Source organism: Streptomyces sp. NPDC028305, assembly GCF_055569495.1.
Genome location: NZ_JBVHTN010000003.1, coordinates 770,405 through 782,565, shown reverse-complemented (window position 1 = coordinate 782,565; position 12,161 = coordinate 770,405). Strand labels below are relative to the sequence as shown.

Here is a 12,161-nt window from a genome sequence, read left to right as displayed (position 1 = left end):
AACCGCGGATGACGACCGGCCTTCCTGCCCCTCGCCCGGAGGTGATCGGATGACCAGCAGCATCCCCGCCGTCGACACCCGTACGGCCGAAGGCTCCGCCCTGCAAGCCGTTCTGCTCGACATGGACGGCACCCTGGTGGACACCGAGGGCATCTGGTGGGACACGGAGGTCTCCATCTTCGCCGAGCTCGGCCACGCACTCGCCGAGGAGTACCGGCAGATCGTCGTGGGCGGGCCCATGACCCGCAGCGCCTCCTTCCTGATCGAGGCCACCGGCGCGGACATCGCGCTCGCCGAGCTGACCGGGCTGCTGAACAGCCGCTTCACCGAGCTGATCGACGGCACCGTGCCGCTGCTCCCGGGCGCCCGCCGGCTGCTCACCGAGCTGGCCGCGCACCAGGTGCCCACCGCGCTGGTCTCGGCCTCCCACCGGCGCGTGATGGAGTCCGTGCTGCGGTCGATCGGCCCGGAGCACTTCACGCTCACCGTCGCGGGCGACGACATCGGCCGGACCAAGCCGCACCCCGACCCGTATCTGCACGCCGCCGCGGGGCTGGGCGCGGACCCGGCGCGCTGTGTGGTGGTGGAGGACACGGTGACCGGGGTGACGGCGGCCGAGGCGGCGGGGTGCCGGGTGGTGGCCGTGCCGTCGCTGGTGCCGATCGAGCCCGCGGTGGGGCGCACGGTCGTCGGCTCGCTGGAAGAAGTCGACGTGCCATTTCTGCGCACTCTGATCACAGCAATGCGCTGAACGCGCACTGAGCGTATTTCCGTAAAGGGCGGGCCGGAAGCGGGTCGGGAGCGGGGCCGGAAGCTGGGTCGGGAAACTGAAAGCGCCAATTCCGCTTGCCCTCGCGAGGCCCTCCATAGACGTGATGTTTCTCACCATGCGGACCGTCGACAGGGCGCGCGCGCTCTGCTGCCGGTCCTCTCTGGGGCGATTTGCGTGGACCTATGTGTCCGGATTGATCACATCTCATGTGAAACATGACGGCGTCCGGATATCGGTGAACCGTTACACGTTATCGGGGCGTGATATTGCCTCAACTTCGTTGTGTTCCAGTAGGGCTGGCACCGCGGACTAATCTCTTCGGCGAGTAGTTGATCGATCCCAGGGAGACTCCCGAGAATGAATCGCAAGTCGCTGGTGCTGCCGGCCCTGGCGGGCCTCCTGACCTCCTCGCTCGCCGCGTGCGGCGGTGACGAGGGCGCAGGCTCGGACGGCGGCGCGATCATCGTGGGGAGCACCGACCGCATCGAGGCGTCGAAGGTGGGGAACGCGCCGCTGGACCCCGCCCAGGCATATGACTTCGCCTCCTGGAGCGTGCTGCACAGCACCTTCCAGACGCTGATGAGACTGCCCCGCTCCGGGACCGACCCCATACCCGACGCCGCCGAGCAGTGCGGCTTCCGGGACCGGCAGAGCGAGCAGTACTGGTGCAAGCTGCGCAAGGGGCTGAAGTTCTCCAACGGCCACGATCTGACCTCCGCCGATGTGAAGTTCTCCCTGGAGCGGGTGTTGCGGATCAAGGACCAGACCGGGGTGTGGTCCCTGCTCTCCAACGTGGACAAGGTGGAGACCCCCAACGACCGCGAGATCGTCATCCACCTCTCCAGCCCGGACGCGACCTTCCCCTCCAAGCTCACCACGCCGGCCGCCGCGATCCTCGACAGCGAGGTCTACCGCAAGGACGCGGTGCTCAAGGGCTTCGACATGGTGGGCTCCGGCCCGTACACCGCGAAGACCGAGGTGCGGAACAACCGGCTGACGAAGGTGGTCTTCACCAAGAACTCCGAGTACAAGGGAGACGTCGAACCGCGCAGCGACAAGGTCGAGATGCGCTTCTTCGACGACGCCAAGACCATGGAGGAGGCGCTGACCAAGGGCGATATCGACGTCGTCAACCGCGGCTTCTCGCCCGAGCAGATCGAGCGGCTGGACACCGGCGAGGTCAAGGGCGTCCGGCTCCAGGAGACCTCCGGCCAGGGCATCCGCTACCTCGTCTTCGACACCACGGCCCCGGCGGTGAAGAACAGGGCCGTGCGCCAGGCCATCGCCCACATCGTGGACCGCCAGGCGCTGGTGCGCGATGTGTACAAGCGCACCGCCGAGCCGCTGTACTCGATGGTCCCCAACAACATCTCCTCGCACACCAACTCGTTCCACAACGAGTACGGCGACCCGGACGTCACCGCCGCGCGCACACTGCTCCAGCAGGCCGGCGTGGAGACCCCGGTGGACCTGACGCTGACGTACACCACGGACCACTACGGCCCGGAGACGGCCCAGGAGTTCAAGAAGCTCCAGTCGCAGCTCAACTCCAGCGGCCTGTTCTCGGTGCGGATCGAGGGCTTCAAGTGGACCGAGTTCCGCCCGGCCGCCTCCAAGCGGGAGTACTCCGCCTACGGCATGGGCTGGCTCCCGGACTTCCCGGACCCGGACACCTACATCGCGCCGTTCCTCACCAAGGACAACTTCCTCAACTCGCCGTACCACAACAAGACCGTCCAGGACGATCTGATCCCCAAGACCCGGCAGGAGTCCCAGCGGGCCCTCGCGGTCAAGGACCTCCAGAAGATCCAGGACATCATCGCGGACGATGTTCCGTATCTGCCGCTGTGGCAGGGCAACCAGTACGTGGCCGCCCGCGACGGGATCGTGGGAACCGAGTACCTGCTCGACTCCTCGACCATGCTCCAGCTGTGGGAGATCGGCCGCACCACCGGGGACTGAGCCCGGCGGCGACAAGCAGTGACAAGGGCCGTACCCCGTGCCGCCAGGAGGCGGAGGGATACGGCCCTTGTCGCGTGCGCCGATAGCCGCGCGCCGATCTGCGCGGGCGCGCCCGGTGCGAAAGCGCGAGCAGAGGCGCTCGCGCGCTACTGCGCGCCGGGCCGCACCAGCCCGCTCTCATACGCATAGACCGCGGCCTGCACCCGGTCCCGCAGCCCCAGCTTCGTCAGCACATGCCCCACATGGGTCTTCACCGTCGTCTCACTGACGAACAGATCCGCCGCGATCTCCGCGTTGGACAGCCCCTTGGCGACCAGCTTCAGGACCTCCACCTCGCGCTCGGTGAGGGTGTGCAGGGTGTCCGGCACCGGCTCCTCGCCGGACGGCAGATGCCCCGCGTACTTGTCGAGCAGCCGCCGCGTGATGCTCGGCGCCAGCATCGCCTCGCCCGCCGCCACCACACGGATCGCCTGCACCAGCTCATGGGCCGGCGCGTCCTTCAGCAGAAAGCCGCTGGCCCCCGCGCGCAGCGCCTCCACCACATACTCGTCCAGATCGAAGGTGGTCAGCACCAGCACCTTGGCCGGACCGTCCCGGCCCGGGCCGGTGATCTGCCGGGTCGCCTCCACCCCGTCCATCCGCGGCATGCGGATGTCCATCAGCACCACGTCCGGCTGGAGCGCCCGCACCTGGTCCAGGGCCTGTAGTCCGTCTCCCGCCTCGCCGACGACCGCCAGATCCTGCTCGGCCTCGAGAATCATCCGGAAGCCGGTGCGCAGCAGCGGCTGGTCGTCGACCAGTAGGACGCGGATCGCCACGGGATCTCCTTCGGTGGACCGCTAGACCTGCCCCATTCTGCCGGACTGCGCGGGGACGATGGCCAGCGGATAAGGCGGGGGAGTCCCACCGAATTCCGGGCAATGCGCCTGGTGGTCGCACCATCCGCACAGCTTCGTCCGGCGCGGCAGGAAGACGCCGCCGGCCATCGCCTGCGCGATCGCCTCCCACAGGGCCCGCACCTTGCGCTCCACGGCCAGCAGATCGGACTCCTGCGGGTCGTACGTCAGCACATCACCGCTGCCCAGGTAGACCAGCTGGAGCCGGCGCGGCACCGCCCCCCGCAGCCGCCACAGCACCAGGGCGTAGAACTTCATCTGGAACAGCGCGTCCGCCGCGTACTGCGGGGCGGGCGCCTTGCCGGTCTTGTAGTCGACGATCCGCACCTCGCCACTCGGAGCGACGTCGACCCGGTCGATATAGCCGCGCAGCGTCAGCCCGGAGTCCAGCCGCGTCTCCACGTACAGCTCCCGCTCGGCGGGCTCCAGGCGCGTCGGGTCCTCCAGCGAGAACCACTGCTCGACCAGCCGCTCGGCATCCGCGAGCCATCGCTCCAGCCGCTCCGGGTCCTCCGTGCCGTCCTCCGCACGGAACAGCTCTCCCAGCTCCGGCCGGGCCTTCAGCAGCCGCTCCCACTCACCAGGCACCAACGCGCGGGCGCGCGGGGCGGTGCGCTCCACGGCCGGGGAATCGAATAGGCGCTCGAGCACCGCATGCACCACCGTGCCGCGGGTCGCGGCGGCGCTCGGCTTCTCCGGCAGTTTGTCGATCACCCGGAAGCGGTAGAGCAACGGACACTGCATGAAGTCCGCCGCGCGCGATGGCGACAACGACGGCGCGGACCGTGACAAGCTGCGCGCGGACGGCGGCACAGCGGACGGCCGCTCGGACTCCGGCGTCCGATCGGCCCGCTCGGCCTTCCCGGTGGAGGTTCCCATGGCGCAGACCCTACGGCCCGCCACCGACAGCCGGACGCATACCATCGACGTCCGAGGTCCTCGCACTGCATGATCGTGGGGACCATACCGAAGAAGCGGTGCGAACGACGCATCCGACGAGGGGACACCGTGGACAACAGCGGGCAGCGGCAGTCCGACAGCGGGGGATCGGACGGTACGACCGAGCCCGAGGGCGAAAAGCCGCAGCGCCCCCGTGAGGCGGGCGGCGGCTTCCTGATGGGCCGGCCGTTCGGTGTGCCCGTGTACGTCTCGCCCAGCTGGTTTCTGGTCGCCGCGCTCATCACCTGGGTCTTCGGCGGCCAGCTGGAGCGGGTGCTGCCCGAGCTGGGCGCCGCCCGCTACATCGTCTCGCTGTTCTTCGCGGTGGCCTTCTACGCCTCCGTGCTGGTCCACGAGCTCGCCCACACCATCGCGGCGCTGCGCTTCAAGCTCCCGGTGCGCCGGATCCAGCTCCAGTTCTTCGGCGGAGTCTCGGAGATCGAGAAGGAGTCCGAGACGCCCGGCCGCGAGTTCGTCCTGGCCTTCGTCGGCCCGCTGCTCTCCCTGATCCTCTCCGGCCTGTTCTACCTCGGCATGCTGGTCGTGGAGCCGGGCACGGTCCCCGGGGTGCTGCTCGCCGGGCTGATGATCTCCAACCTCATCGTGGCCATCTTCAACCTGCTGCCCGGCCTGCCCCTGGACGGCGGCCGCATGCTGCGCGCCGTCGTCTGGAAGATCAGCGGCAAGCCCATGACGGGCACGATCGCCGCCGCCTGGACCGGCCGGGCGCTCGCCGTCGCGGTCCTGGTGGGCCTGCCGCTGGCCACCCAGGCCGGCGGGCTCGGGGACGAGTCCGAGGGCTTCGGCAGCGTCGACTCGCTCACCGACGCGCTGCTCGCCGCCATACTGGCCGCAATCATCTGGACCGGCGCCGGAAACAGCCTGCGCATGGCCCGGCTGCGTGAACGCCTCCCGGACCTGCGGGCCCGCGCCCTCACCCGGCGTGCCGTGCCAGTCGCCGCCGACACCCCCCTCTCGGAGGCGCTGCGCCGCGCCAATGAGGCGGGGGCGCGAGCCCTCGTCGTGGTCGACGGCCAGGGCACGCCCACCGCCGTGGTCCGCGAGGCCGCCATCGTCGGGATCCCCGAGCACCGCCGCCCCTGGGTCGCGGTCAGCGGCCTGGCCCAGGACCTCAAGGACGGCATGCGGGTCTCCGCCGAGCTCACGGGCGAAGAACTGCTGGACACCCTGCGTGCCACCCCCGCCACCGAATACCTGGTGGTCGAGGAGACCGGGGAGATCTACGGCGTCCTGTCGACGGCCGACGTCGAGCGCGCCTTCGTGGCCGCCATGGCAAGAACACCCTCCTGACACCCACCGGGCGCTGAGGCTTGCCGGACCGCGGTCAGCGCGTCCCCGCAGGCCCGGTAGGCTGGCCACATGTCCGAACCGACCGGTGCCGCCCGCCGTCGCGGGCCCTTCCAGGTCGGGGACCAGGTCCAGCTCACCGATCCCAAGGGACGCCACTACACGTTCACGCTCGAGGCCGGGAAGAACTTCCACACCCACAAGGGTTCCTTCCCCCACGACGAGCTGATCGGCGCCCCCGAGGGAACCGTCGTGCGCACCACGGGAAACGTCGCGTACCTCGCGCTGCGCCCCCTGCTCCCCGACTATGTCCTGTCCATGCCACGCGGTGCCGCCGTGGTCTACCCCAAGGACGCGGGGCAGATCCTGGCGATGGCCGACATCTTCCCCGGCGCGCGCGTCGTCGAGGCGGGCGTCGGCTCGGGGTCGCTCAGCACCTTCCTGCTGCGCGCCATCGGCGACCAGGGCATGCTGCACTCCTACGAGCGCCGGGCCGACTTCGCCGAGATCGCCAAGCAGAACGTGGAGCGCTACTTCGGCTCCCCGCACCCCGCCTGGCAGCTCACCGTCGGCGACCTCCAGGACAACCTCTCCGACACCGACGTCGACCGCGTCATCCTGGACATGCTGGCCCCCTGGGAGTGCCTGGGGCCCGTCTCCAAGGCGCTCGTCCCCGGCGGCATCCTGTGCGCCTACGTCGCCACCACCACCCAGCTGGCCCGCACCGTCGAGGCCATCCGCGAGCACGGCACCTTCAACGAGCCCGCGGCCTGGGAAACCATGGTCCGCACCTGGCACGTCGAGGGGCTCGCGGTGCGCCCCGACCATCGGATGATCGGGCACACCGGCTTCCTGCTCACCGCCCGCCGCCTCGCCGACGGCGTGGAGCCCCCGCTGCGCCGCCGCAGGCCCGCCAAGGGCGCCTACGGCGAGGACTACGCGGGCTGGGGCAGCGGCGGGTCGGCCGGGGGCGCGGAGACCCCCGCGAACGGCTCCGCCGACCGAGGCTGACCCGGACCCGTACCGGCGCCCCGCGCCAACACCTGTACGCGGCCACCGACTTCCCCTGGAATTCCGCGGGGGAGGCGGTGGCCGCGCCGTGTGAGATGTGGCACGATGCGGGGCACCCCCTGACGCCACCGCTCTCACAGGAGTCACGCCGCGTGCAGCCCCTGGGCCCGGACCTCCCGCACACCCACCCCCGGCCGGTGCACTGGCTCGCGACAGCGACCGCCCTCGCCGCCGTCGTCGCCGGGGCGGCGGTGTTCCAGCCCTCCGACGCCAAGGCCACGACCGACACCCCCACGACAGCGGCCGCACCGGGCGCGGGCACCCCCGGCGCCCCGGGCGTCAAGGCCCCGGACCCCACCACCGCGGACTACCCGGTGGACTGCGGCCCGGAGACGGTGGACGTCACGGACCGCGCCTCGGGGGATCTCGACGGTGACGGCCGGCCCGAGACCGTGGCCGTGGTGCGCTGCCACTCCGCGACGGGCACCCCGCCCAGCGGCATGTATGTGCTGGCCCAGCCGGATGGCAAGGGGAAGGGTGAGGCGGGGCGGCCGAGGATCGTGGCCACCTTCCTCGACCCCAAGGAACGCATGAGCGTCACGGATTTCGCGCTGCGCGGAACCAAGGTTTCGGCCACTCTGCTCGGATACTCCTCGCAGCAGGTGCCGCGCTGCTGCCCGGACCTCCAGCGCAAGGTCAACTGGCAGTGGGAGGACGGCAAGTTCGTACTCAAGGCGCTGCCGGTCGCCGGCAGTGTCTGACCCGTCACGCCACGTACCGCGCCGGCCCGGCGCGCCGTCAGTCGGCGTCCGGGCCGTACACCTCGACCTGGTCGGATACCCGCCGTACATGGATGCAGTCGCCGGGACACTCCTTGGCGGAGTCCGCGACATCCTTGAGCAGGGGCAGCGGCACCCGTGTCGTCGCCCCCTTGTCCTGCAACAATTCGTCGTCGGCGCTCTTGACGTAAGCTAGACCGTCGATGTCGAGTTCGAAGATCTCGGGTGCGTACTGGGCACAGATGCCGTCGCCCGTGCACAGATCCTGATCGATCCAGACTTCAAGATCACCGAGCTCCTCGTTCCGCACCGTCACGATCTGCCGTCCCCTAATACATGTTTCAACATTGACTAAATAGCGCCAGCCTTGGCGGGTGTTGACCATCTCGACGATACAACCGGTCGCTTTCCGATGTTGTTGGGTGGGTATTCACCTGGCGTGAGGGAGTGCGCAAGGGTGAAGATCGGACACACGCCGACCGGGTTTGTGATCTAGGGGTTTCAACCCGCACCGGCCCAGGTAGGGTCAGGAAGCGTCCAGCTCCCCTTGGAGGAGGTGAGGACCGTGGCAGCCCACGACGACGACATCAACCGCGGCATCCGGCCGGGGCGGGGGTCTGATGACCCAGCCGGCCAGGTTGCCTATCTCGAGCAGGAAATCGCCGTCCTGCGACGTAAGCTCGCCGACTCTCCGCGGCACACGAGGATTCTCGAAGAGCGGATCGTCGAGTTGCAGACCAACCTGGCGGGCGTGTCCGCACAGAACGAGCGGCTCGCCAACACGCTCCGTGAGGCCCGCGACCAGATCGTGGCCCTCAAAGAGGAGGTCGACCGGCTCGCGCAGCCCCCGGCCGGCTTCGGAGTGTTCCTACAGGCCAACGAGGACGGCACGGCCGACATCTTCACCGGAGGCCGGAAACTCCGGGTGAACGTCAGCCCGAGCGTCGACCTCGAGGACCTCAGGCGCGGCCAGGAGGTCATGCTCAACGAGGCGCTCAACGTGGTCGAGGCCATGGAGTACGAGCGCGCCGGGGACATCGTCACCCTCAAGGAGGTCCTTGAGGACGGCGAGCGCGCCCTGGTGATCGGGCACACCGACGAGGAGCGCGTGGTGCGGCTCGCCGAGCCGCTGCTGGCCACCACCATCCGCTCCGGTGACGCCCTGCTGCTCGAGCCCCGCTCCGGCTACGTCTACGAGGTCGTGCCCAAGAGCGAGGTCGAAGAGCTCGTCCTCGAAGAGGTCCCGGACATCGACTACACCAAGATCGGCGGCCTGGGCAACCAGATCGAGCTGATCAGGGACGCGGTCGAGCTCCCGTACCTCTACCCCGACCTGTTCAAGGAGCACGAACTGCGGCCGCCCAAGGGTGTGCTGCTGTACGGCCCGCCCGGCTGCGGCAAGACCCTGATCGCCAAGGCCGTGGCCAACTCCCTTGCCAAGAAGGTCGCCGAGGTGACCGGGAAGTCCGCGGGGAAGAGCTTCTTCCTCAACATCAAGGGCCCCGAGCTGCTGAACAAGTACGTCGGCGAGACGGAGCGGCACATCCGGCTCGTCTTCCAGCGGGCGCGGGAGAAGGCCAGCGAGGGCACGCCGGTCATCGTCTTCTTCGACGAGATGGACTCCCTCTTCCGGACCCGCGGCTCCGGCGTCAGCTCGGACGTGGAGAACACCATCGTCCCCCAGCTGCTCTCCGAGATCGACGGTGTCGAGGGCCTGGAAAATGTGATCGTCATCGGCGCCTCCAACCGCGAGGACATGATCGACCCCGCGATCCTGCGCCCCGGCCGCCTCGATGTGAAGATCAAGATCGAGCGTCCGGACGCCGAGGCCGCCAAGGACATCTTCTCGAAGTACCTGACACAGACCCTGCCCATCCACTCGGACGACCTCGCCGAGCACGGCGGCTCCCCGAAGGCAGCGGTCGGCGGCATGATCCAGTCGGTCGTCGAGCAGATGTACACCGAGTCCGAGGAGAACCGCTTCCTCGAGGTCACCTACGCCAACGGCGACAAGGAAGTCCTCTACTTCAAGGACTTCAACTCCGGCGCCATGATCCAGAACATCGTGGACCGGGCCAAGAAGATGGCCATCAAGGACTTCCTCGACCACAACCAGAAGGGCCTCCGCGTCTCCCACCTGCTCGCCGCCTGCGTGGACGAGTTCAAGGAGAACGAGGACCTGCCGAACACCACGAACCCCGACGACTGGGCCCGCATCTCCGGCAAGAAGGGCGAGCGGATCGTCTACATCCGCACCCTGGTCACCGGAAAGCAGGGCGCGGACACGGGACGCTCCATCGACACGGTGGCGAACACCGGTCAGTACCTGTAACACCGCTGTCCGGCTGCGGATGTCCTGGACGGGGCATCCGCAGCCGGATGCGCTTTTCGGACCGCGAATTCGGACGCGTATGACGGACCTGTCAGCACAGCGAGCGGGCACCTACGAGCCGGACCGGAGCAATGACTGAAATGATCGCCTCAGAGCCGCGTGGCGGTTCTAGGCTCTGCGGTACCGCGGCAGCGCGGTGCGGGGGATCGGGGGCCGCGCACGGACCGGAAGCACCGCGGTACTTGAGCGCCGACCCCGCCCAGGGGCGGCGCCGGGCAAGGAGGGCCGCATGACCGTACGGCGAGTAATGGGGATCGAGACGGAGTACGGGATCTCCGTCCCGGGCCACCCGAACGCCAATGCCATGCTCACCTCATCCCAGGTCGTCAACGCGTACGCCGCGGCGATGCACCGGGCGCGCCGCGCCCGCTGGGACTTCGAGGAGGAGAACCCGCTGCGGGACGCCCGCGGCTTCGACCTCGCGCGCGAGTCCGCCGACGCCAGCCAGCTCACGGACGAGGACATCGGCCTGGCCAATGTCATCCTCACCAACGGCGCGCGGCTCTACGTCGACCACGCACACCCCGAGTACTCCGCCCCCGAGGTGACCAACCCCAGGGACGCGGTGCTCTGGGACAAGGCCGGCGAGCGCATCATGGCCGAGGCCGCCCTGCGCGCCGGCCAGCTGCCCGGAGCCCAGCCGATCCTCCTCTACAAGAACAACACCGACAACAAGGGCGCCTCCTACGGCACGCACGAGAACTACCTGATGAAGCGGGAGACCGCCTTCTCGGACATCGTGCGCCACCTGACCCCCTTCTTCGTCTCCCGGCAGGTCGTCACCGGCGCCGGCCGCGTCGGCCTGGGCCAGGACGGCCACGAACACGGCTTCCAGATCAGTCAGCGGGCCGACTACTTCGAGGTCGAGGTGGGCCTCGAGACCACCCTCAAGCGCCCCATCATCAACACCCGCGACGAGCCGCACGCCGACGCCGAGAAATACCGGCGGCTGCATGTGATCATCGGCGACGCCAACCTCTCCGAGATCTCGACCTACCTCAAACTCGGCACCACCTCCCTGGTGCTCTCGATGATCGAGGACGGCTTCATCGCCGTGGACCTCGCCGTGGACCAGCCCGTGCGCACCCTGCACCAGGTCTCCCACGACCCGACGCTGCGCCGCCTGGTCACGCTGCGCAGCGGCCGCACACTCACCGCGGTCCAGCTCCAGATGGAGTACTTCGAGCTGGCCCGCAAGTACGTCGAGGACCGCTTCGGCGCGGACGCCGACGACCAGACCCGGGATGTGCTCACCCGCTGGGAGGACGTCCTGAACCGCCTGGAGCGGGATCCGATGAGCCTGTCCGGCGAGCTGGACTGGGTCGCCAAGCGCGAACTCATGGAGGGCTACCGGCGCCGTGACGGCCTGGAGTGGGACGCGGCCCGGCTGCACCTGGTGGACCTCCAGTACGCCGACGTGCGCGCCGAGAAGGGCCTGTACAACCGTCTGGTGGCCCGCGGCAAGATGAAGCGACTGCTGGACGAGTCCGATGTGTCCCGGGCCCGCAGCAAGCCGCCGGAGGACACCAGGGCCTACTTCCGTGGCCGCTGTCTGGAGCAGTACGCCGACGACGTGGCCGCGGCCTCCTGGGACTCGGTGATCTTCGACCTGCCGGGCCGTGACTCCCTGCAACGGGTCCCCACCCTGGAGCCGCTGCGCGGCACCAGGAACCACGTCAAGGAGCTGCTGGACCGCTGCCGCACGGCCGAAGACCTGGTCCGGGTGCTCTCGGGGGGCTGAAATGGGCCGCGGCCGGGAATCATCGTGATGGCCTCGGAGCGTTGTAACAACTGCGAGGCCGATGTCGGACCCGGCTTGTAGGGTCTGATCTTGACCGATCCAATCAAGCTGGGGCGAAAAGAGCGGGGTGAGGGATATGGCGACAAAGGACACCGGCGGCGGACAGCAGAAGGCGTCGCGCACGACCGAGGAGGTCGAGGAGCAGGCGCAGGACGCGCAGGCGGCCGAAGACCTCAAGGAACGGCACGAGAAGCTGTCGGATGACGTGGACGACGTTCTGGACGAGATCGACGATGTACTCGAGGCTAACGCCGAGGACTTCGTTCGAAGCTTCGTTCAGAAAGGCGGCGAGTAGCCTTCG

General features: G+C 69.0%; 11 protein-coding genes. 8 read left to right on the top strand and 3 right to left on the bottom strand.

Annotated elements, in window-relative coordinates; translation table 11 throughout:
- Positions 1-49: 49 nt before the first annotated feature.
- Together ACZ4WQ_RS14935 and ACZ4WQ_RS14930 are read left to right on the top strand one after the other, a co-directional pair.
- Positions 50-751, top strand: coding sequence for an HAD family hydrolase (locus ACZ4WQ_RS14935; RefSeq protein ID WP_352133369.1), 702 nt, complete (start codon positions 50-52; stop codon positions 749-751).
- A 378-nt stretch (positions 752-1,129) separates the two neighbouring features.
- Positions 1,130-2,734 (top strand): ABC transporter substrate-binding protein, encoded by a 1,605-nt coding sequence (locus ACZ4WQ_RS14930; protein ID WP_311725290.1) that lies wholly within the window; start codon positions 1,130-1,132, stop codon positions 2,732-2,734.
- Positions 2,735-2,880: 146 nt separating this feature from the next.
- On the opposite strand, the gene ACZ4WQ_RS14925 is transcribed toward ACZ4WQ_RS14930, so the two are convergent.
- Positions 2,881-3,552 (bottom strand): response regulator, encoded by a 672-nt coding sequence (locus ACZ4WQ_RS14925; protein ID WP_014181038.1) that lies wholly within the window; start codon positions 3,550-3,552, stop codon positions 2,881-2,883.
- A 21-nt stretch (positions 3,553-3,573) separates the two neighbouring features.
- Positions 3,574-4,554, bottom strand: a complete 981-nt coding sequence (locus ACZ4WQ_RS14920) for a RecB family exonuclease (protein WP_311725291.1) — start codon at positions 4,552-4,554, stop codon at positions 3,574-3,576.
- 84 nt (positions 4,555-4,638) lie between these two features.
- Here ACZ4WQ_RS14920 and ACZ4WQ_RS14915 point away from each other — a divergent pair, with 84 nt between their 5' ends.
- From ACZ4WQ_RS14915 to ACZ4WQ_RS14905, 3 genes are all read left to right on the top strand, one after another.
- Positions 4,639-5,880 carry a site-2 protease family protein gene (locus ACZ4WQ_RS14915; RefSeq protein WP_311725292.1) on the top strand — a complete coding sequence of 414 codons (1,242 nt, stop codon included), beginning with the start codon at positions 4,639-4,641 and terminating at the stop codon, positions 5,878-5,880.
- Positions 5,881-5,949: 69 nt separating this feature from the next.
- Positions 5,950-6,888 (top strand): tRNA (adenine-N1)-methyltransferase, encoded by a 939-nt coding sequence (locus ACZ4WQ_RS14910; protein WP_311725293.1) that lies wholly within the window; start codon positions 5,950-5,952, stop codon positions 6,886-6,888.
- Positions 6,889-7,040: 152 nt separating this feature from the next.
- A complete protein-coding gene (locus tag ACZ4WQ_RS14905) occupies positions 7,041-7,649 on the top strand; it encodes a hypothetical protein (RefSeq protein WP_398371926.1) in 609 nt (202 codons plus the stop codon).
- Between the two features lie 37 nt (positions 7,650-7,686).
- On the opposite strand, the gene ACZ4WQ_RS14900 is transcribed toward ACZ4WQ_RS14905, so the two are convergent.
- Positions 7,687-7,977, bottom strand: coding sequence for a ferredoxin (locus ACZ4WQ_RS14900; protein WP_311725344.1), 291 nt, complete (start codon positions 7,975-7,977; stop codon positions 7,687-7,689).
- Positions 7,978-8,232: 255 nt separating this feature from the next.
- Between ACZ4WQ_RS14900 and arc the strand changes: the two genes are divergently transcribed.
- The 3 genes from arc (at position 8,233) to ACZ4WQ_RS14885 (ending at position 12,155) form a co-directional block, all read left to right on the top strand.
- On the top strand, positions 8,233-9,999 hold the full coding sequence (arc, locus tag ACZ4WQ_RS14895) for a proteasome ATPase (protein ID WP_311725295.1): 1,767 nt from the start codon (positions 8,233-8,235) through the stop codon (positions 9,997-9,999).
- A gap of 289 nt (positions 10,000-10,288) precedes the next feature.
- On the top strand, positions 10,289-11,800 hold the full coding sequence (gene dop / locus ACZ4WQ_RS14890) for a depupylase/deamidase Dop (RefSeq protein WP_352133376.1): 1,512 nt from the start codon (positions 10,289-10,291) through the stop codon (positions 11,798-11,800).
- 136 nt (positions 11,801-11,936) lie between these two features.
- Positions 11,937-12,155 carry a ubiquitin-like protein Pup gene (locus ACZ4WQ_RS14885; RefSeq protein ID WP_311725296.1) on the top strand — a complete coding sequence of 73 codons (219 nt, stop codon included), beginning with the start codon at positions 11,937-11,939 and terminating at the stop codon, positions 12,153-12,155.
- Positions 12,156-12,161: the final 6 nt, after the last annotated feature.

Excerpts from the sequence above, each read along its gene's own strand:
- ACZ4WQ_RS14910 (WP_311725293.1), top strand. The coding sequence starts at position 5,950 with ATGTCCGAACCGACCGGTGCCGCCCGCCGTCGCGGGCCCTTCCAGGTC.
- dop (WP_352133376.1), top strand. The coding sequence starts at position 10,289 with ATGACCGTACGGCGAGTAATGGGGATCGAGACGGAGTACGGGATCTCC.
- ACZ4WQ_RS14930 (WP_311725290.1), top strand. The coding sequence starts at position 1,130 with ATGAATCGCAAGTCGCTGGTGCTGCCGGCCCTGGCGGGCCTCCTGACC.
- ACZ4WQ_RS14885 (WP_311725296.1), top strand. The coding sequence starts at position 11,937 with ATGGCGACAAAGGACACCGGCGGCGGACAGCAGAAGGCGTCGCGCACG.
- ACZ4WQ_RS14920 (WP_311725291.1), bottom strand. The coding sequence starts at position 4,554 with ATGGTATGCGTCCGGCTGTCGGTGGCGGGCCGTAGGGTCTGCGCCATG.
- ACZ4WQ_RS14935 (WP_352133369.1), top strand. The coding sequence starts at position 50 with ATGACCAGCAGCATCCCCGCCGTCGACACCCGTACGGCCGAAGGCTCC.